At 41.2% G+C, this 19,491-nt stretch carries 21 protein-coding genes and 1 pseudogene; 10 read left to right on the forward strand and 12 right to left on the reverse strand.

The window, feature by feature from the left end; all coding sequences use genetic code 11:
• A partial coding sequence (locus ACP5L5_RS08725; RefSeq protein WP_428763123.1) for an NAD(P)-binding domain-containing protein occupies window positions 1–191 on the reverse strand: 191 nt, incomplete at its 3' end.
• Window positions 192–231: 40 nt separating this feature from the next.
• Entirely contained in the window at window positions 232–1,659 is a 1,428-nt protein-coding gene (locus ACP5L5_RS08730) for a UbiD family decarboxylase (RefSeq protein WP_428763124.1), read from the reverse strand.
• 79 nt (window positions 1,660–1,738) lie between these two features.
• Between ACP5L5_RS08730 and ACP5L5_RS08735 the strand changes: the two genes are divergently transcribed.
• Both ACP5L5_RS08735 and ACP5L5_RS08740 read left to right on the forward strand, forming a co-directional pair.
• A complete protein-coding gene (locus tag ACP5L5_RS08735) occupies window positions 1,739–2,677 on the forward strand; it encodes a prenyltransferase (protein ID WP_428763126.1) in 939 nt (312 codons plus the stop codon).
• Between the two features lie 44 nt (window positions 2,678–2,721).
• Window positions 2,722–3,927 carry an MFS transporter gene (locus ACP5L5_RS08740; RefSeq protein WP_428763128.1) on the forward strand — a complete coding sequence of 402 codons (1,206 nt, stop codon included), beginning with the start codon at window positions 2,722–2,724 and terminating at the stop codon, window positions 3,925–3,927.
• Between the two features lies 1 nt (window position 3,928).
• Here ACP5L5_RS08740 and ACP5L5_RS08745 read toward each other — a convergent pair whose 3' ends face one another.
• Window positions 3,929–4,636, reverse strand: coding sequence for a DUF72 domain-containing protein (locus tag ACP5L5_RS08745; RefSeq protein ID WP_428763130.1), 708 nt, complete (start codon window positions 4,634–4,636; stop codon window positions 3,929–3,931).
• 45 nt (window positions 4,637–4,681) lie between these two features.
• Between ACP5L5_RS08745 and ACP5L5_RS08750 the strand changes: the two genes are divergently transcribed.
• A complete protein-coding gene (locus tag ACP5L5_RS08750) occupies window positions 4,682–5,299 on the forward strand; it encodes a hypothetical protein (protein WP_428763131.1) in 618 nt (205 codons plus the stop codon).
• A 223-nt stretch (window positions 5,300–5,522) separates the two neighbouring features.
• Here ACP5L5_RS08750 and ACP5L5_RS08755 read toward each other — a convergent pair whose 3' ends face one another.
• The 4 genes from ACP5L5_RS08755 to ACP5L5_RS08770 all read right to left on the reverse strand — a co-directional run bounded on the left by ACP5L5_RS08755 (window position 5,523) and on the right by ACP5L5_RS08770 (window position 9,045).
• Entirely contained in the window at window positions 5,523–6,218 is a 696-nt protein-coding gene (locus tag ACP5L5_RS08755; protein ID WP_428763133.1) for a hypothetical protein, read from the reverse strand.
• Between the two features lie 104 nt (window positions 6,219–6,322).
• On the reverse strand, window positions 6,323–6,838 hold the full coding sequence (locus ACP5L5_RS08760; protein WP_428763135.1) for a hypothetical protein: 516 nt from the start codon (window positions 6,836–6,838) through the stop codon (window positions 6,323–6,325).
• The gene (locus ACP5L5_RS08765; RefSeq protein WP_428763136.1) at window positions 6,816–8,363 is read right to left on the reverse strand and encodes a hypothetical protein; all 1,548 of its coding nucleotides are present in this window, start codon (window positions 8,361–8,363) and stop codon (window positions 6,816–6,818) included. Before ACP5L5_RS08765 ends, ACP5L5_RS08760 begins: the two co-directional genes overlap by 23 nt.
• A gap of 106 nt (window positions 8,364–8,469) precedes the next feature.
• Window positions 8,470–9,045 carry a rhomboid family intramembrane serine protease gene (locus ACP5L5_RS08770; protein ID WP_428763138.1) on the reverse strand — a complete coding sequence of 192 codons (576 nt, stop codon included), beginning with the start codon at window positions 9,043–9,045 and terminating at the stop codon, window positions 8,470–8,472.
• A gap of 80 nt (window positions 9,046–9,125) precedes the next feature.
• Here ACP5L5_RS08770 and ACP5L5_RS08775 point away from each other — a divergent pair, with 80 nt between their 5' ends.
• Complete coding sequence (locus ACP5L5_RS08775) at window positions 9,126–10,034, forward strand: radical SAM protein (RefSeq protein ID WP_428763140.1); 909 nt, start codon at window positions 9,126–9,128, stop codon at window positions 10,032–10,034.
• Here the strand turns inward: ACP5L5_RS08775 and ACP5L5_RS08780 are convergent.
• Both ACP5L5_RS08780 and ACP5L5_RS08785 read right to left on the reverse strand, forming a co-directional pair.
• A complete protein-coding gene (locus ACP5L5_RS08780; protein ID WP_013605584.1) occupies window positions 10,031–10,330 on the reverse strand; it encodes a hypothetical protein in 300 nt (99 codons plus the stop codon). The two genes, ACP5L5_RS08775 and ACP5L5_RS08780, sit on opposite strands and share 4 nt — an antisense overlap.
• Before the next feature lie 3 nt (window positions 10,331–10,333).
• Window positions 10,334–10,921: an endonuclease gene (locus ACP5L5_RS08785; protein ID WP_428763142.1), complete on the reverse strand. Its 588-nt coding sequence runs from the start codon at window positions 10,919–10,921 to the stop codon at window positions 10,334–10,336.
• 20 nt (window positions 10,922–10,941) lie between these two features.
• Between ACP5L5_RS08785 and ACP5L5_RS08790 the strand changes: the two genes are divergently transcribed.
• Window positions 10,942–11,757: a 50S ribosomal protein L2 gene (locus tag ACP5L5_RS08790; protein ID WP_428763144.1), complete on the forward strand. Its 816-nt coding sequence runs from the start codon at window positions 10,942–10,944 to the stop codon at window positions 11,755–11,757.
• 1 nt (window position 11,758) lies between these two features.
• Here the strand turns inward: ACP5L5_RS08790 and ACP5L5_RS08795 are convergent, their stop codons facing one another.
• Both ACP5L5_RS08795 and fni read right to left on the reverse strand, forming a co-directional pair.
• Complete coding sequence (locus ACP5L5_RS08795) at window positions 11,759–12,181, reverse strand: hypothetical protein (RefSeq protein ID WP_428763145.1); 423 nt, start codon at window positions 12,179–12,181, stop codon at window positions 11,759–11,761.
• Window positions 12,182–12,251: 70 nt separating this feature from the next.
• On the reverse strand, window positions 12,252–13,328 hold the full coding sequence (fni, locus tag ACP5L5_RS08800) for a type 2 isopentenyl-diphosphate Delta-isomerase (RefSeq protein WP_428763147.1): 1,077 nt from the start codon (window positions 13,326–13,328) through the stop codon (window positions 12,252–12,254).
• A gap of 155 nt (window positions 13,329–13,483) precedes the next feature.
• Between fni and ACP5L5_RS08805 the strand changes: the two genes are divergently transcribed.
• Complete coding sequence (locus ACP5L5_RS08805; protein ID WP_013605579.1) at window positions 13,484–13,627, forward strand: hypothetical protein; 144 nt, start codon at window positions 13,484–13,486, stop codon at window positions 13,625–13,627.
• 58 nt (window positions 13,628–13,685) lie between these two features.
• Here the strand turns inward: ACP5L5_RS08805 and ACP5L5_RS08810 are convergent, their stop codons facing one another.
• Window positions 13,686–15,755 carry an MFS transporter gene (locus tag ACP5L5_RS08810; RefSeq protein WP_428763149.1) on the reverse strand — a complete coding sequence of 690 codons (2,070 nt, stop codon included), beginning with the start codon at window positions 15,753–15,755 and terminating at the stop codon, window positions 13,686–13,688.
• Between the two features lie 113 nt (window positions 15,756–15,868).
• On the opposite strand from ACP5L5_RS08810, the gene ACP5L5_RS08815 reads away from it, so the two are divergent.
• The 4 genes and pseudogenes from ACP5L5_RS08815 (at window position 15,869) to ACP5L5_RS08830 (ending at window position 19,476) form a co-directional block, all read left to right on the forward strand.
• Entirely contained in the window at window positions 15,869–16,825 is a 957-nt protein-coding gene (locus tag ACP5L5_RS08815) for an NAD-dependent epimerase/dehydratase family protein (protein ID WP_428763151.1), read from the forward strand.
• Window positions 16,826–16,855: 30 nt separating this feature from the next.
• On the forward strand, window positions 16,856–17,176 hold the full coding sequence (locus ACP5L5_RS08820; protein WP_428763153.1) for a hypothetical protein: 321 nt from the start codon (window positions 16,856–16,858) through the stop codon (window positions 17,174–17,176).
• A gap of 48 nt (window positions 17,177–17,224) precedes the next feature.
• On the forward strand, window positions 17,225–17,974 hold the full coding sequence (locus ACP5L5_RS08825; protein WP_013605575.1) for an MBL fold metallo-hydrolase: 750 nt from the start codon (window positions 17,225–17,227) through the stop codon (window positions 17,972–17,974).
• A gap of 110 nt (window positions 17,975–18,084) precedes the next feature.
• A pseudogene (locus tag ACP5L5_RS08830) lies at window positions 18,085–19,476 on the forward strand (ABC transporter substrate-binding protein).
• Window positions 19,477–19,491 lie beyond the last annotated feature (15 nt).

Here is a 19,491-nt window from a genome sequence, read left to right on the forward strand (position 1 = left end):
GGTAGCGCAAGTAATACATAATCTGTATCGCTGCATTGACTTAAGCTATCTACGGTCTTTACACCAGCACTGCTCAATGTAGAGTATATGGATTTATTGACGTCGTAGCCGTAGACCACGTTGCCTTTGTTAACGAGGTTAATTGCCATTCCCCTACCCATCCTACCCAGGCCAACTATACATGCCCTCATTGCCCTAATTAGCGAGTTAAACCATAAATATGCATTCTCGTCAATTTTCTGACTTACCCATTATAGAGTCCACGATCTTCCTAACCCTATCCGCAACATCGCTTGGTATTGTAACGTCCATCGGATACTCCTTACCGCCATATTCCTCGGGAAGCTTCCTAGTTGCGTCAATACCAACCTTACTGCCCAGGTTTGGTATTGGTGTTGATGGATCGAGTTCCTCCACTGGGTAGTTATCGATTATGAGTATGTCCCTAGATGGGTTAACGTGAGTGGCTACGGCATACATTACCTGGCCCCAATCCCTGACATTAATATCATCATCAACGATTATTACCACCTTACCTAGTACTGGTACTAGGCCCCATAGTGCCGTCATGATCCTCCTCGCATGCCCTGGATACCTCTTCCTAATGGATACGATTATTACGAACCCCAAACCCTCAGGAGGTATCTCCAGGTCCACAAGCTCTGGCAATAATAACTTAAGCGGTGACTTTACTACCTTCGTTCCAAACCTTATTATATTCCCATCCTCGAGGACCGGCTTCCCGGTTACTGTGACTGGTATTACAGGGTCTCTCCTTGAGTAAATAGCCTTAACCTTAACCACAGGGTACTCCTTGGCTATTGAGTAAACACCAACATGATCACCGAAGGGTCCCTCCCTAACGTACTCACCGGTCAATTCACCCTCAATAACCAACTCGGCATTGGCTGGATATTCAACGTCGATTGTGGAACCTCTGACTAGCTCAATACCCTCATCCCTAAGCACGCCGGTGATCAGTAACTTATCCAATGGGTGCGGTATTGAGACACCAGCCATAAGCATGGTTATGGGATCAGGACCAAAAACAATGGCAACCTCAGGTCTCTCATTAAGTTCACCATACATGGCGCTCCTGCGCCAGGGTTGCCAATGCATCACGAACTTATCCCTACCAATCACCTGTAACCTATAGTAACCGAAGTTCCTATAATTACCGTACTTAACAAACGTTATTCCAAAGGTAATGAACCTGGCAGGTTCATGGATCCACTGCCTGATTGCTGGTATTCTCGTCAAATCAATGAGATCCCACTCCATCTCCTTAACTGGTCCGTCACCAACACTCCTTGGGAAGTATTGGGAGAACCTCCTCAACTCATTAAGTGATTTCAGGGAATCAATAAAGCCCTGAGGAATCCTCAAATTCAATAAATCCACCAGCTTCGAGACAGCGGTCTCCGGGTCATTACCCTCCATGGCAAGTATCACTCTATCCCACTTACCAAAGAGGTTACCAATTATTGGCAGTGTACCCTCCCTAATCCTCTCGATGATTACGGCCGGCCCACCCCTATACATTAGCTCCCTAAGTAATGCAGCGACCTCAAGATCAACACTAAGCGATTCACTAATCCTAATTAACTCATTCCTATCCTCCAGCACCTTAATGAAGGATCTAAGGTCCTTAATTGCCACGAAATATCAGTACTTACTAGGCAAATAACGGTTTCCTCCTACGGAAATTCTTAAAATGCCCTAGTGATGCTCATGGTCAATGAGTATTAGGACCTGGTTAGTTTCATTCAGTCCAACGACGCTTACGAGTGCATTCTCATCTGTTACTCTAGGCACCGCATTGGCCTGGTACCTAAACAACAAACTCAGTTTGGTGATCTACGTAATAACCCTAATAGCCCTTCTACTGGCTCAGGCAGGTGTTAACCTAGTACATGACTACTACGACTACTTAAGCGGTGTAGACATACTGTATAGGGCTAGTGGCTTCTCGCATAGGCCGCACCCAATAATAGACCTTAAGTTGAGACCTAAGGACGTCATTACTGTTGGTTACGTATTTCTCGCAATAGCCTTTGCGGCAGGTATTTACCTGGTAATTCTTGTTGGTTGGCCCGTATTAATACTGGCAATTGCCGGCCTAATAATTGGGATTGGCTATAGCATACCACCGCTGAAATTCCACTATAGGGGCTACGGCGAAATACTCGCCGCGACGGCAATGGGTCCGCTCGTTGTCTGGGGTTCATATATTGTCCAGACGGGTATTTACATGAATCCGGCACCGTTGATTGTTGGCATACCGAATGGGCTATTTACATTGTTGATACTCCTCGGCTCGGGCGCGCTGGAGATTGATGCATGTAAGGCTGTTGGTAAAATAACCCTGGTATTACTTGTGGGTGTTAAGAATACGAAGTATGTCGTCTACACATCGATAGTACTAATGTACCTGGCAATCATAGTCTCGGCAATACTGCACTACCTACCCTACACATCCCTAGTGGCTCTGCTGCTTATTCCACGCACATTGAGGTTGGCAGGTCCATTACTCAGCGGTGATGAGGCCGTTGTTAGGAGTAGGTGGAGGGAACTTAGGAATTTATGGGCTGGACCATTCAGTGTGAGATTGTTGATTCTCATAATATTCATAATCTCAATGATCATTGCACGAATATACCCACCACTATCGATTTAATCCAGGGTATAACTTAATAGGGTTGGTAATAATACGAGTATTTCGTGGATCCTACAAACATTCTAGAGAAAATGAGGGCTAGGGCAATGTTTAGCGCATACTTGGGTTGGATAATGGATGGTTATGATGCGCTTCTCGTTACGCCAATAATGCCATTACTTGGTGAGTTATTCTTCCCAGGTCCATTCTCATTACTTGGTGGTTTATCAACGCTTGTGGCTACACTTGTTGGTAGGCCCCTGGGTTCTGTGGCTATGGGTTACGTAGGTGATAGGTTTGGTAGGAGGATTGGTTTACTAACAACAGTGCTTGGTTATAGCCTATCAGCTCTCATTATAGCCCTACTGCCAATCTACGCCACAATTGGTGCATTAGCGCCATTAGCACTACTAACTTTCAGGTTTCTCCAGGGAATATTCCTGGGCGGTGAGTGGGGTCCAGGAACTGCAATGATTATGGAGTGGAGTAGGTGGAGGAAAGAGGTAACCTCGGCATTTGTGCAGAGTGGTTACCCAATAGGTGTTGTCATAGCCACTATTGTTAACGTATTATTCCTAACATACATGGGTCCAATCTCATTCAATGCCTATGGATGGAGGATTTACATGGGCACTGGAGCCATAGTGGCAGTACTAGCCTTCATAATAAGGAGCAGGTTAATAGAGTCGCCACTATGGTCGAAGCCGAAGGCAAACCCATTAACACTATTGTTTAGGTATGGTGGTGCTTGGCTTGGGCTTGGCGTATTGTTTACGGGTGGGTTATTGACTATTTACTACTCCACATACCTAATATACTCAGACTTCCTAAAGGTAATTGGTGAGGCTAGCATAATACCCAGTGTAATGCTTATTTCAACAATAGCAGCGGTCATAGCGGTGCTCCTCGCTGGTCCGTTGGCCCTGGCAATTAATTATAGGTGGCTCATAATAGGCACATTAATTATATCGCTTGCCTACGCACCAATCACCTTAATGATATACCCAAGCTTTACAAACCTAGTGATATTAGCGTTTATCGAGAACTTCGCAATGGGACTCGTACCATATGTACTAATCGATAAATTCGACGTTCAATACAGGGCGAGTGGATTGGGCGTCTCCTATAACTGGGGCCTGTTGATTGGTGGTTGGGCGCCGATGATCGTTGGTTTTATAAGCCCCATGGGCTTGGGCATGGTGATTATGATGGCTGTCGGCGTGGCCTTAACGATCACTGGGCTATTAATGCTGTCAAGGACGGTTAGGTAACTCACTCCCCTATTAAACTCTTTAATACCTCCAGCATCTTCCTGGCATTTTCAAGCATCCAGTGATCATTGTTGAAGAATACATAAATCGCATTAGGATTAAGGGAAACAGCCTTAATCGCTAGGTCCCTAAGCTCATCCTCACCATAGTCATACATATACCAATCAGTCCTACCGTGAAGCCTCAAATAAACAATGCTGCTTGTGCTCCTGACCCACGTAACCCCAGGCTCGTCAACAGACACTACGGTGATGCCTAAGTCCCTTAATTCATTAATGGCATCCTCACTGTTGAACCAGCTCTCGTGGCGAAACTCAATTGCAAGCCTGGCACCAAGCCCTGTCTCCCTGGTGAATGTTCTAACCCTCTCCATACTCTCATCATTGTAGGTGAAGGATGGGGGCATTTGAAATAGGTAAAAATCTACGTATTGATCGAGTGGCTGAAACAATTCCCTGAACCTATGCCAAGTGTTCAAGGCGTCCTCCCTGAGCCTCTTAACGTGGGTTATGTACCTATGAACCTTAACGGCCCACCTAAGCCCAGAACCCTTCCTAGCCCAGGAAACCACCTGATTCCTAAATGGGAATCTATAGAAGGAAGCGTTAAGCTCAACGGCATTCAATCCTGAATTACGAACATACCAATCAAGGGACGACTCAGGATTCCAATCATATAGCCAGCCGCTTGTACCAACGAAAACGCCCACAATAAGTTAAAATAGACTGACCTAATAAAGACTTACAGAGATCTAATGTCTGAGGAGGATCTTAATACGGCGGCCCCCATATTCTACACCATATACTTAATCACAATAATACAGTTCACCCTTTTCGCAGTTTTGTACGTAACTTCATCATTTACGTATGTCCAAGCCCTCTCGTTAATTCTCATCTTCATCAGTATATTACTGTGGATCATAGCCATTAGGAGCTCGGTTATTAAAGGTGATGATAAGACCCTTACGAAATTATTCGGAAATTACTTCCTGGTACCGCTGCTCATACAATCAGCTATTACTGGATTTTTCATCGGCGCTGGTATCATAGCCGAGAGAATGTACGCACAGGTATCTTCTGGCATAATAGTGACCTTGATGCTTATGTTCGTCATACTTCACTGGTCAATTTCGACCCAGGTTGAACAAATCGAGAGATTAATTACACTAAGATTCACATTCATTTTATTCTTCATAATCGATATTTTAACCCTGTTCCTGGGTTTGGCAGGTTTAAGCAATGTACATATTCTTGCGTCGTTATTCGCAATAATGCTGTTTTTCATGACCGTAATCATATTCCTGTTTATAACATTAATGAGGGAGGTAAGAAGCATTAAGTTAAGGACAATCTCGCAGAACCAACAGAGTTAAAGTGACGTAATTAAAGGTTTAAAGGTTGATGCCCAAGTAATCTCGTGTGATGATGGCTGTCGGGACACCAGATCGGTGATGATCACCTGGAGGGCTGAATTGATTAAATAACACTGAGATCTAATCATTGGTAAGGGTTAAGTACTCACCATATTTATTACCTTATAAGGATGATTAGGTTGTGCCGCCACTGAATCTAATGATGATGGGGTCACGAATGACCTTAACTACCCCTACTGAAGTATATGTAGACAGTCTCGCTGTGATAGTTACAATTGCTTAGTTCGTAAAGTGTGCAGTTCGACATAAGGTATATACCTAATGTTGGGCTCCAACCTAGTGGTTGCTCTATGAAGAATACGTAGACATACACATATCCATCATACACATTATGCGCCGGTACACATGCTAGAGAGTCTATGTGTATATTTGCGTTATTACTCGATGGGTATGGCGGGTAGGAGTTGAGTTTCAATGGTTTGCTTGAATTTACTGTTAGGTATAGGGTTGAGTTTGTGATCATAATTTTTATAGTGCCACTGGCATTGGGCATTATGATTGGTGAGGGTATTCCTGGGAAGTACGTGAATATTAATATCCCTCTTGGCTTATTTATTATGAAAATGTACGTATCTTTAGAGGAGTAATCAACACCTATGTATATAATCGAGTTCTTACCAACAGTTATTGAGTTGTTTCCTAATCTCAATATCATGGCAATGTTATAATTGTTTGTGAACCAATAACCATTGTAATAGGGACATGTGGTAGGTGTGTATATTCGTTCTATTTCTGGTAATAAGGCAATAAAGAGTAATTTTAGTGTTTTTACGGGTATACCATAAATGAGCGTGAGCATGATCAGTATTACTGTCAATATCGCAACTAACATGATCATAATGACCAATGTCCTATTCATACTCCATCACACTCATACAACAATGTCTTTATATATGTTAATTAACCAGGTTTCAAATTAAAATTATTTGGTGATTTTGAGATTCTAGAGCCCTAACTAATTCATCAGCCACTGCCTATTCTCATCAGTCTCAGCATTACGTATTGGTAGTAGCCAATTAGGTCTGTGGCGTTTGGCGATATTGCCAATGCACCGAACTTCTCTAGGTAGCCAGGTATTCCTGTTGGGTACGAGTAGGTATGTACTGCCGCCAAGTCTTTACTAGTTCTCGCGTAGTTACCGGATATTCCAGTGACTACGGCACCACCGTATGGATTAATGATTTCTAGCGTTAGGTTCATGAATCCGTAGGAATTGAGGGACTCGAGTACGTCAGTCTTATAGTCCATTCCCGGCAATGAATAGTGCTCATGAGCGTTCATTCCTAGGTTCACCGTGGCGTACTGAATATACGCGGCTGGGTATGGGTATGAGGTTGGTGGTGCTAGTGGCGTTACGTATGCCGTTACATTAAACACGATTGGATACTTATAAGCGAGACTTAATGTGAATAAGTCAACGCCATAATGCTTTCCGTTAAGTAAATACGTAAGTTCTTTACTTACTATGTTGTGATTCATTCATAGTGAGTTTTCGTATGTTATTAATTATCCACTTTCTTCTTTTATCGTCTTTAACTCGATTTAACATTTCATAAAGTTTAACTACGACCTTGACCTTAATATCATCATGTCTTATTATCTCAACCCATGGAATTGTAATTTTTACTTTATTATTGTATTTTCTTTTCCTAATATCAAAATCCTTACCATACATGTTCTTTACTTGCTCAATAATTTTATCTGTCTCAGTCTCATTCTTTCTTAAAACCTGCAGTTCCACTGCAGATCTTGTAACGCGTACTGAAAATTTTACACCGGCAATCTCAATTTGTGCATTACCTTTTCGACGATTTAATTCCATATTAGCGATTAGCTTTAAGCTACTCCATTTTTTAAGCCCCAGATTCTCTAGAATATCGAGAAAAGCTCTCATTAATGGCGGTAAAGCACTGATTATTAACTTAGCTAAATCAATGGCATAATTAGTACTAATTACGACATCAATCTTACCACCACTCTCAATCTTACTCCATTGAATACCCATGGTTTTAAGTCTATTGAGAATTAATCTCCAATTCTCAAACTCAAGAGAGCCAATGGTAAGTCTTATCATCGGTTTAACACCATTATTAAGCGGTTCAATGGTCACATCACCATCGCCAAGAATTACGGCCAGCATAAAAATCAAAAACGCTACACTATCAAGCTTAATAGCATCACTCAAAGCGGTAAGTTTGAGTGATTCATGGTCATAAGCTCTCAACTGCCATATCATTGTTATGTTACTTTTATTTATATTAATGATGGGCGTAATCACATAAACCCTACCTGGATATAGCAAAAGCCATAGCAATGCTTGCCACAGCTGTGTTGTAGCTATTGCTGGTTTATTATTCTCACGCTTACTTTCATCAGTGGCTGCCCAACCAAGTCTCATTGGAATAAGGACCTCCTCTACGAATTTTCTATATTCTTTCTCGCCCATTAATTTCCTGAATACGTCAGGAACATCAATATAAAAGCCACCTAAACCTTTTATTATTAATTGAACAACTATACTACCACTTGGAAAGATCTTATTAATGTTAAGCCCAATTCTTTTCCCATATATATGTACCATTAAGGACTTCCCTGTCTCGTTTATTAATATCTCTGATTTATTATTCGTTAAATTGTTGATCAATTCCTTAATTTCATTACTTACGTTATTAAACCAATATTCTTTAAATTCATTCCCTAAATGATTTAATAAAAATCTAGATATCTCGTTAATTACATTAATAATTTTCTTAGAATACTTGTCATTATCTTTGAACTGTTTAAATATTTCCATTAGATTTTCCATGATTATTGTAAGCGTTTCATCTATCCATTGAGTACTCCAGATGTTCCATTCTTTGATTCGATTAATAGCCTCATTTAATAATTCAATAACTTTCTGTCTTTTCTCGGGATTAGTCACAGGTTCGGTGGGTATACATCCCTTACCCGATTTACATTTGCTATAATAAATCATTATTGTGTCTAAGACTTTAGGTGCCATATAATCTCCATAAGTAAACTCTGCTGTCTGATTAATAAGGTACTACGACGTCGTTTATATTTTTCCATATATGTATTATCTATGTTGTTCTCTTAACTAAACAAAGTTATAGGAGATAATTTACTAAAGTATTGCGTCTTTTTATATATAAGTAACCAATTATAATACCCACAATAAAACCGAGTAGGTGGCCTAGGTAGGCTATGCCGAAGGCGAAGGCCAGTGGTGATAGTAGGAATATTATTGCTATTATGTTTATTGGATTTGCCAGTATCACGCCCCTGTGTGGCGTGGCTATTATGAAGCCGATTATCCCGAATAACGCGCCTGATGAGCCGCCAACGAGGACTGGAGTTCCCATTGCGTAGTAGAGTATTGGCGAGAGTGCGGAAGCTATACCGCTAAGCATGAAGGTTAGCCAGAAGTTTCTTGTTCCAAACATGGTTTCGAAGTATGGGCCTATCATCCATAGGGTCAGCATGTCGAATACGTAATCCTCAACCGTAGGGTGAGCAAAGATCGCGGTTATGAAGCCCCAGGGCGTTATTGGAGGCCATGTGCTGCCCAATAGTGCAACTATTGCTTCATAGGCGGTTTGGTTTATGTTCATGGCTATGAATATGGGTATTGTGAATGCCGTGGATATTAAAAACGCTATCAATGTATTTCTAAACTTATACATCGTGTTGCTGCGTCTTTAAATTCATTAAAATGCTTAACGCACATGCATTTATAAGGGGGTACGCTATAGCCTCCTGAGTAATGAAACGACTCAATATAGTGTTTGGGGAGTTTGCAAGGGGATGTAGGCAGTGCCAATTGGGTATTAAGAGTGTGCTCTTCATAACGGGAATATGTCCACTGAACTGCTTCTACTGCCCGGTCAGTAGGGATAGGTTTGGTAAGGACGTGATGTTCATCAATGATAGGCAAATCAGCAAGTTCCCGGACGACATAATTGATGAGCTGGATAGGGCTGGGTCTAATGGTCTCGCCATCACTGGTGGTGACCCAATAATGGTTGTTGATAGGGTCGTTGAACTGGTGAGACTACTCAAGGATACGTATGGACGGGGCTTCCATATACACATGTATACCCACGTCCTCAATATTAATGAGGATGCCATTAAGAAATTGGCTGGCAGCGGTATTGATGAGGTTAGGATACACGCAATAAACCCAGCTCAGTTAAGCGGTAAGCTTGGTTTACTCAAGATGTTAAAGGACGCGGACATTGAGCTTGGTCTTGAGGTGCCTGCCCTGCCTCGGTTCGAGAATGATATTGTTAAGGTTGCTGAACTACTCATTAATAATGGCTTGATAAGCTTTGTGAACCTAAACGAACTTGACGTAAGCCCTGCAAACATAAATAATTTAATAAGCATGGGCTATAAACCGGGGCCCGACGGTAATGTCATAGGCAGTATTGATGCCGGCATTAAAATAGCCACTGAGATTAGGAGGAGGTGGCCCTGGATAAGCGTCAACGTATGCACATCCCGCTATAAGGACCTTGCACAAATTGGCGCTAGGCTGTTTAGGATTAATATGAGGGTTAGTGGCGGAGATGAGGTAGTGCTTGATGACGGTACGGTGGAGAGCAGGGGCGAGGGTGGTGTTGTCATTAAGTTGAGAATAGGCAATAGGGAGTACGACGTAGAGAGTGGTTAATGGCACTCGTTTAGTATCTGGAGCTCCTTGACAAGTTCCCTCCAATCACTTAACTGCTTAATTAATTCATTCCTGCAGTAAATCTCTATTGAGGCTATCCCATACGCATCAATTATTTGATGAGGTGGTGCTGGAAATGCCGAGGCCCAGGCCACGTAATTACCCTCGGGGCTCAAGGCCCTAATCTCCCTCTCAAGGGCGATCATGTTCCTCGACTTTCTCAGCCTAATGATGACCCTGAGTCCCTTGTTTCTAACCATAGTTAATACCTGCTCTATGTCCTTAATCGTGACCATGAATTAACCACCCTTAACAGGCTTAAATGTGAATGCCTTATAATAAGTGATAACCCCCTCGGAGCTCACGAGTGCAAGGACTAACTGCGCACCCATACTCTCACTGTACTTTAGCACATTTAGTAATTCCATTACCTGTATACCCAACCCCTCAGTGACTATCTTAATCATGTACCTGGGGCTCGAACTCACCGGGCTCTTACCCTTATCCCATACCAGGAAGTCCACCGGTCCATTAACCACGGGTTTTATGAAGTAACCCCTCTTCCTCATATCCAGGTACACCGTTAAGACATGCGGATTCTTCGCCTCCCTTATTAACTCATCCACACCCACCTCATTGTCATTAATCATCACCCTGTACCCAATTATGGACAGGTATATGAGCTCTATAGGCTTTAGAACGAAGGTATCATTTTTTACCTCACCAATACCTCTATCCTCGAGTTCATGTAAATCTCCATTATCAATCTTAACAAGGCTGTACTCATCAGACCCTATCCTCTTAACGATTACTACCTTTTCCTGATTCTTCATTTCCTTCACTATGCATAACCCATCAATGTAAATATTTAAAAACCCACTATCCATCACCATTAACGGGATTAATCGTGGGCAAGAAAATACTAGTGCAGAGACGAGGGAGAGGTGGTTCGCAGTTCAGAAGCCCTAGCTGGATTAGGGAGGGTCCCGTTAAGTACCTGTCAATGGGTGAGACTGAGCTTAATGGCGTTGTTAGGGGCGTTGTTAAGGAGTTAATGCATGTGCCGGGTCTTAATGCACCTGTGGCTAGGATAGCGCTTGAAGATGGTAGGGAGTTCTTGAACTACGCGGCTGAGGGCATGTATATCGGTCAAATAATTGAGATTGGCGCATCAGCAAGGCCAATGCCAGGTAATATATTACCACTTAGTAGGATTCCTGAGGGTTCCATGATATATAACATTGAGAAAAGGCCTAATGATGGTGGTAAATTCGTTAGATCCAGCGGGACCTATGCAGTCGTTCTGATACATAAGGGTGAAACGACAGTCGTTCAGTTACCCAGTGGTAAGGTTATGGAGATTGATTCAAGGGCTAGGGCTACCGTCGGTATTGTGGCTGGTGGCGGTAGGATTGAGAAACCCATGCTTAAGGCCGGCGTCAAGTACTATAAGGCCCTTGCCAAGTCTTGGAAGTACCCATTAGTTAGGGGTAAGGCTATGAATCCATATGCGCATCCGCATGGCGGTGGTAGCCATCAGAAGGGTGAGACACCTGTTTCAAGGACTGCACCACCTGGTCAGAAGATTGGTTTCATAGCACCAAGATGTACGGGTAGGAGATGTCCACAGATAGTTCCAAGGAGTAGGAGAGTTTGGGCCTCAGGTTACTCAAAGAAGACCAGACTTAAGAATAAGAGGTCAAGCGCAATGCCATCTGAGTAAATCACTCCTTCCTACTAATTAATTCTCTGCACCTATTAAGCTCTGTGCTAAGGGTTGAGTACTTATTTTGGTCCTTGTACCTGATCTCCTCGAGGTATCTCTTAATGCCATTTATTATGGTCCTAAGGATCTCGCGTGAAGTTAGGTAATTCCCATACTTCTCCTGCACCTTATTAATAATGTCATTACAACTAATAACATTCTCGCTAAGTATCTTAATGACGTAGTTCATGGCATCCTCCATAATCTTCTTAATCTCAGTCCAATGAATATCACCCACCTTAGTATGTACTAAGCCCTGAGCTGGTAGGTTTGGTGACCAAGTATAACCACAATCAATGCATTTAAATGTCAGTATATCTGAAACAACAATTGTTATTCTCCTTGAACCGCATTTTGGACATGAAACTCCCTGAAGCGCCATAATCCCATTATATAATTAATTCACGGCTATAAAATGCTTATGTTAATTCTTAATCACCATGTTGATTATATTACTTACTAGCACTTACGTGCTTACATGAAACATTTCTCTGGCCTAGCCAGGAAATTATTGTTTGACCAAAAACCACAGGCGCATTGTTAAGTTCATTGACATTTCTCGATCCTGTGAGAAACATTGCTATCTTAAACTCCCTGAGTAATTTACCTATGAACTTCTTTGTTTCATCAAATCCCTTAAGTGCAGCTAATAGGAGTGGTCTCGACATTGAGAATGCATTTGCACCAATAGCCATTGCCTTAGCTCCATCAAGGCCACTCCTAATACCACCAGACGCTATTATTACCCCATCATAAACGTTCCTAACCTCGCATATGGCTATTGCCGTTGGTATACCCCAACCACTGAATACATTGGCCTCATCAATCGCCCCGGCTCTTATGCTCTCTATCCTTATGAATGATGTACCGCCAATACCTGCCACGTCAATGGCATCCGGATTAACCCTTGAGGCAAGGATTCTAGCAACCTCCATGGATATTCCATTACCAACCTCCTTAACTATCAATGGTCTATTGGCTATCTTCTTAATGAATCTAAGCTTATCAATAACACCCCTAAACCAAGGCTCACCCTCAGGCTGAAAAACCTCCTGTGCTGGGTTTAGGTGGATGGCTATTGCGTCGGCATTAATCATGTCTATGGCCTGGGAAACCCAATCAACGAGTATCTTCTCATCAAGCCTAGAGACCTGTGGAGCTCCTAGATTTGCTATTTTAAGGGCAGTTGGTGCATTTTCAGCAACAACCCTAAAGCTCCTAGCGGTTTCTGGCTTAACAATAGCAATTCTTTGGGAACCGACATACATGCCAATATTAAACTCCTCAGCACACTTGGCAAGTGTGGTGTTTATTTTTTCAGCAGTTTCTGTACCGCCAGTCATTGCACCAATAATGAAGGGAAAGGATAATTTCTTGTTGAATATAGTAATTGAAGTATTAACCTCGTCAAAGTCAATCTCAGGTAACGCAATATGAATAAAATGCACTTCATTAAATAGGTTGTTACCCTCCTCCACATTTTGCTCTGAGGCAATCCTAATGTGATCATCCTTCCTATTCTCAATCATTCAAGCATACGTTAAATAACGGAATAAAAACTTATCCTAGCTCTTTAAATACTATATAGATTATATAGTAATTAAGAGCTAATATATTGATTAAACTCAGTTCACTATATAAATTTATTAACAGAAGAGACATTGATTGATTCGGTGATAAGAAAATGTTCATGGTTAAAGAAAGATCGCAAAATAAGCAAGTAAATAATGAGAAGAGAATCTATAAGGGATATACTGTAATTGAGTATCTAAGGGATGGTAAAGCGATAGTTTGGAGTGGTAATAAAGCATATACATTGCGCCTATGAATTCTTTTTTAGTTAAATGATGTATTTAAAACGTTAAAATTGAAAATGGGTAAAAATTTTATTTATTGTTTGAATTTAATGAATTAATTTTTAACCAACCATTAATAACTTCCATTAACCAATCCGGTACATTTACGTATTTCGTTAATGACTCTATCACTGACATATTTATGTTGCATTCATTGATATTGTTTATGAATTCGATGAACCAATTCGGTAACTTTGATGTAATGGCTATTGCATAGATTAAATCCTTACTAGTTATATTACTTAGTACTGTCTTGCCCAGTTCAGTGTTCATTAGTAGGTATGCTGCATAGGTCTTACGTAGTACCGAGTCAGACTTTATGTCAATGTTTGGATTACCATTGTTGTTGTAGTTGGGATCAGGATCATTAATACCCTCAGGCACATTAGTTATAGCTGCTACCTGTGTAGTCTCCACAGTATTATGGTGAAATACCTCCCTACCCCTTAGGTATGAGAATACTGCCGCTATAACAGCCAATATCGCCGCTGCATGGTATGCGTAATAAAATCCTACAGCCATTGCTGGTGCTATGGCACTTGGAAAGAACGATAATTGATCTATGCTACTGAGTACATTGGCTGGTAGTGAAATACTGGCCTGTGTTATCATGGTCCTTATTGGGTCATAACCCAGAAATGCAGCGAATAGGGCATAAACTGGTGGTATTGATGTGAGCCTAACTGCGTCACTTACTGGTACGCCAGCACTCACTAATGCATTATATATTGACCTAACTAATGTTGATGATGCACCAGTTAATACTAGGGTTAGGAATATTGCGAAGCTCATTAGTAGACCTATGTTCTGCATTGCTGACCTTAGACCTGACGCAGCTGACCTCTCTGTTGGTGGCACGGCGCTCAGTATTGATACTAGGTTTGGTGATTGGAATAAACCTGAACCTGTACCCATTATGAATAGTATCACTGCGAACCAGACATAGCTGAAGTTCGTTATTGGCAGTAGTGTTAGTAATTCAAAGCTGACAGCGAGGATTACCGCACCCAGTGTAGATACGACCCTAGCACCAAATTTATTCAATAATTTACCACCTATTGGGGCAAAGATTGCATTAGCTACACTACTGGGTATTAGGTATATACCAGCCCACAATGGTGTATCTGCATAGGGTATTCCATGGAGTGGTAGGTAAATTGCCTGCAAGAGTAGTGATAGTACGAATACGTTGGCTCCCTGAGCTAGGAATAGGAATAAACTGCTCACTACGCCGTATGTGAACTGCCTAATCCTGAATAATTTAACCCTAAGCATTGGCTCAGTAATCCTGGCTTCAATGATGAATAATACTATGAATAAGGCACCACCAGTGCCTAGTAATGTCCAGACCATTGGATTACCCCATCCAAGTGATGAATTTTCATAAGGCGTCATTGACAGCATTAATCCCATAAGCAGTAATACTAATGACAGTGTTAGTAATGATGCACCGATCCAGTCAATCTTAGTCCTAGTGAAGCCTGCGGGTAACTTGTACACACTTTTATATGCCCATATAATGCTTACAATGCCTATCGGTGCATTGAATAGGAATACCCACCTCCAATTTATTGTGGCTAATAAACCACCAATCACTAAACCCAACACACTACCTGCACTAAATGAAATACCAACTATGCCCTGAGCCACACCTCTGCGTTCTGGTGGAAAGACATCAGTTATTAATGCGGCGCTATTGCCGAACATCATTGCGCCACCCAAACCCTGGATAAACCTATAGGCAACTAACTGAAATCCTGCAATTGTTCCATAGCCTGGCGTTAAGCCCAGGAGCAATGATGAGACTGTAAACACTACATCGCCTATTGTAAATACTCTACCTCTACCATACATGTCTGATAATCTACCAATGAGAGCTACTGTTATAGCCATAACCAATGGATATGCGAACATTATCCATGCCATTATCATGAAGCCTATTGACGTATTAATACCGAGTCCAATACCCCTGAGTATCGCGGGTAGCGCAATTACAACTGATGAAACATTTATTGATCCCAGCAGCGCTCCAAGGAACGCATTTATTAATACAGACCTTCTCTGACCCTCACTTATTGAAGCCCACAATTCTTTCTGCATACGATTATGACATGCGGATACCTAGTATTTATAAAACCTTCTTTGTTAGTGATATCGGATATTTTCTCTATTTAGGGAAAGACTTAATTACCAACTGTCATAAATAGGACATTGTGGAAAAGGCCCTAGTTATTGGACTAGGCTTCATATCAACGAACTTAGCTAAGTACTTAGTTGAAAAGGGTTTTGATGTATATATAACATATAGATCTGTTCATGGAAGTAAAGCCATGATGATGAAGGACCTGCTTAAACTAAATATAAAGCCATATAGACTTGATCCAAGTAATTACGAAAACCTATTGAAGCTCATTAATGATGTGAAACCCAACTACATATTTAACACCGTTGGTTTATTAGGTGGTTCATGGAATGAGTTATGGAATGCCCATGTAGAGATTCCCCGTAATATCGCAAAGGCAATATTGAGCATTAATAAGTCAATAAAATTAATACACATAAGTGCATCAGCCGCCTCGGGGAAGATCGGTAAATTCATAAGAGAGGAGCCTAATCATTGTGATTATTCATACGTGAATCCAAGGAGTGACTATGAAAGGTCCAAATGCGATGGTGAGAGAACGATTAAGGAAATTAGCAATGAAGGGCTTAATTATGTTATTATTAGACCGACATTAGTTTATGGTTATTATAATGATCATAACGAGTTTCTAAGCTTATATAGGTTGGCAAAGATTGGATTAATACCACAGATTAGAGGTTTGGTGAGTGCGATTTATGTGGGTTACTTAGTACAATTACTTGAGAAGGTTGCGGTTAGTGAGGAGTATAAGAACACGTTCCTTTATGCAACTGAATGCACAATGTATAGTCTCGGAGACTTTGCGGAATTAATGGCTAGGTATATAGGTACCAGTGGGATTAGGATACCATTAACGCCAGGCCTTGTTGGTCTATTTTTACCCAGTGGTGCTAGGTCATTGCTTAAGTATGTTAATGTGCAGTATGATTGTGAGAGTACAAGAAAAGTTTTAGGAAGTATTAAGCCTGCAATTGATATTGGCGTTAAGGAAATTGTTGATTGGATTAAGAGGATTTATGGGTATTAAGTATTTAAATTATTAGCATTACCTGTCTTGATGAGCGAGCCCAGGGTTGCTGGCATATTAATGCTAATCACAGGAGCATTCCTACTAGTACCAGCTCTTCTTTTTGGTATTGTCTCGATAATGCTTGTGCCAATACCCAATATAACAGCGACAATTATGTGGGCATTAACACTAGTAATAATTGCACTTGCTATGATGAACATAGGTGCTGGTGCGTTGTTATTATCACGACCAAGCGATTCAGAGACCAGGACATTGGGGATCGTTGTTGCAGCCCTAAATCTAGTATTCACTTGGTGGACAATAATAGGTGCTGTATTTGCGATTCTTGAATTGGCATTTTTAATGTAAAATTAATATTGAAGTATTCCTTAATAATTGTAATACCTAGGGCATACTGTGAGGGTTATACCACTCGGAATTGGTGGTTGGGTATCAAATCCATTACTCGGCAATGTATCACTGCTCGTGGAGATTAATAACTCAAGGATTTTGATAGATACTGGTGAGGGAACTTACAGGGCATTAAGGACCTGCGGTTTTGATGTAAACAAGGTGGATTTAATACTCATAACGCATAGGCATGGGGATCATATAATGGGACTTTCAACACTCGCATTGTTTGCAAGATCCATGGGCATAACACTTAGGGTTTATGGTCCCAGGGATGTAGATTTACAAGGACTCTTTAATGCGTTGGGTATACCGCAGTATCTATCTGCAGTAGATTTTCATTCAATAGACCCAAGTCCAGAGCCTTCAACGGTGGTAATAGGACGTGATTATAGAGTAACTGCTGTCTCTGCTGATCACACAGTACCAGCACTTGCGTATAGAATTGAGGATTCTGATGGTTCATGTATAGCGTATAGTGGTGATACAAGGCCGTCTAAAAGTATTGTGAATTTATCTAGGGATTGTACATTACTTATACATGAGGTCTCGGGAAATCCAGGTACTGAAGAGGCGTCTCATTTGCATGGTCATTCAACAACAAGTGAAGCCATTCAAGTGGCTAGGGAGGCTGGTGTTAAGTACTTAATGCCAGTGCATTATTACGTGGAATCCCCTATATTAAGTGGTACCCAGGGTATTAACATAGTAATACCTGTACCGTGCACACCAATTGATATACAGAAACTGAAGTGATGCATTAATATTATACTAATATATAGCAACTTTATTGATTCAAGGAAATGCTTAATAATTAAGGTAGTGATTAAATCAATGTGAGAAGGGGTATCTCACGCACTGTTTGGGTGATAATTAGTATCATAATTGTGATAATAATTGCAGTTGGTGCTTATTATTACGTTAAGACAGTAACCGCACCTAAGCCTGTAACCATAGTTGTTGTTGCCTACTCAGGAACTACAGCTAATTTCATACAATACGCAGGTCAATTATTCCATGAGGAGCATCCAAATGTATATGTTGAAGTTATAACATATCCGTTTAGTCAGTATGTTACGAATGAATTAACGGCTCTCGAGGCTCATTCTACTGAGTATGATATTATTGAATTCACATCAACATCATCATTAAGATTTGTACCTTATGTACTTCCACTTAATCAATACATGAATACGCTATTTAATTAAAGTGACTTAATGGCTCCTCAGGAGGCCTTTGGCGGTGAATTCTATAATACAACGACCGGTCAGATTGAGTATATCGGTATAGCCTATGAGACAGTAACCTACATGCTAGCGTATAGATGTTCAATATTTAACAATCAGACACTGGCCCAGGAATTCTATAATGAGTATGGTGTTGAGTTTAATCCATTAACGTGGCAGAACTGGACAACAGTGCTTGATGTTGATCAGTTTCTTGTGAGTAATGGAATTACTAAGTACGGTGTTTTGGTAGATGATCACGTATCTCATGGTATAATAGATGCGTATCCGGCAATATTTGGTTGGTGGTATATGAATGACCCAAATCTCAATAAGGGAAGGATAGGAGGCTTGCCGAACTTTAACATATTGTTTTATGGAGCACCAGCGCCTGGTTGCCCGTATCCATTACCTGACTTTAATACGACTGATGGTATTGAGGCGCTTGAGGTCTATAAAGAACTTGTATCATACGAACCACCTCCAAATGTTACCCCAGTAACTTATGATAATTTACCTGAGTTATATTCCGAATATGCGCCTGCTGCTATGTTATTCGTTAGTCAATTATCATATTTACCATCCAATATATATAATGATACATGCCTAGCGCCATTACCTGGTGGCTATGCTGAGACTGGTACAAACTTCTTGGCCGTTAGTAAATACTCGACTCATAAGCAGTTAGCCCTTGAATTCCTGGCATTCCTAGTATCACCACAAGTACAGGTACATGAGTACGTAGACTTCCATAAGTTCCCCATATCAAAGGAAGCATTTCAAATGTTACTGAGTAATAGCACTCTTAGTCCGCATGATAAGGAGTTACTAGATGCTGTTTATAATGCTGCTCAGAATGCATGGGCAAATCCGCCAAACATACCGCCAACATATACGGAATTAATACCAAGCTTTAACCAGGAGGTATACTCATACTTACTTGGTCAAATAGGTGCACAGGAGGCAATGAACACTGCAGCAGCCTCTTGGGTAAATGCCCTGGTCCAAACGTATGGCTCCTGTTCAGGCTAATACGTAGTTATACTA

Origin of the sequence: Vulcanisaeta sp. (assembly GCF_049966235.1) — an archaeon.
Classification (GTDB): Archaea; Thermoproteota; Thermoprotei; order Thermoproteales; family Thermocladiaceae; genus Vulcanisaeta; species Vulcanisaeta moutnovskia.

Excerpts from the sequence above, each read along its gene's own strand:
- ACP5L5_RS08775 (WP_428763140.1), top strand. The coding sequence starts at position 9,126 with ATGAAACGACTCAATATAGTGTTTGGGGAGTTTGCAAGGGGATGTAGG.
- ACP5L5_RS08785 (WP_428763142.1), bottom strand. The coding sequence starts at position 10,921 with ATGGATAGTGGGTTTTTAAATATTTACATTGATGGGTTATGCATAGTG.
- ACP5L5_RS08735 (WP_428763126.1), top strand. The coding sequence starts at position 1,739 with ATGAGTATTAGGACCTGGTTAGTTTCATTCAGTCCAACGACGCTTACG.
- ACP5L5_RS08760 (WP_428763135.1), bottom strand. The coding sequence starts at position 6,838 with ATGAATCACAACATAGTAAGTAAAGAACTTACGTATTTACTTAACGGA.
- ACP5L5_RS08750 (WP_428763131.1), top strand. The coding sequence starts at position 4,682 with ATGTCTGAGGAGGATCTTAATACGGCGGCCCCCATATTCTACACCATA.
- ACP5L5_RS08765 (WP_428763136.1), bottom strand. The coding sequence starts at position 8,363 with ATGGCACCTAAAGTCTTAGACACAATAATGATTTATTATAGCAAATGT.
- ACP5L5_RS08770 (WP_428763138.1), bottom strand. The coding sequence starts at position 9,045 with ATGTATAAGTTTAGAAATACATTGATAGCGTTTTTAATATCCACGGCA.
- ACP5L5_RS08780 (WP_013605584.1), bottom strand. The coding sequence starts at position 10,330 with ATGGTCACGATTAAGGACATAGAGCAGGTATTAACTATGGTTAGAAAC.
- ACP5L5_RS08820 (WP_428763153.1), top strand. The coding sequence starts at position 16,856 with ATGAGCGAGCCCAGGGTTGCTGGCATATTAATGCTAATCACAGGAGCA.
- ACP5L5_RS08805 (WP_013605579.1), top strand. The coding sequence starts at position 13,484 with ATGTTCATGGTTAAAGAAAGATCGCAAAATAAGCAAGTAAATAATGAG.
- ACP5L5_RS08755 (WP_428763133.1), bottom strand. The coding sequence starts at position 6,218 with ATGAATAGGACATTGGTCATTATGATCATGTTAGTTGCGATATTGACA.
- fni (WP_428763147.1), bottom strand. The coding sequence starts at position 13,328 with ATGATTGAGAATAGGAAGGATGATCACATTAGGATTGCCTCAGAGCAA.
- ACP5L5_RS08810 (WP_428763149.1), bottom strand. The coding sequence starts at position 15,755 with ATGCAGAAAGAATTGTGGGCTTCAATAAGTGAGGGTCAGAGAAGGTCT.
- ACP5L5_RS08795 (WP_428763145.1), bottom strand. The coding sequence starts at position 12,181 with ATGGCGCTTCAGGGAGTTTCATGTCCAAAATGCGGTTCAAGGAGAATA.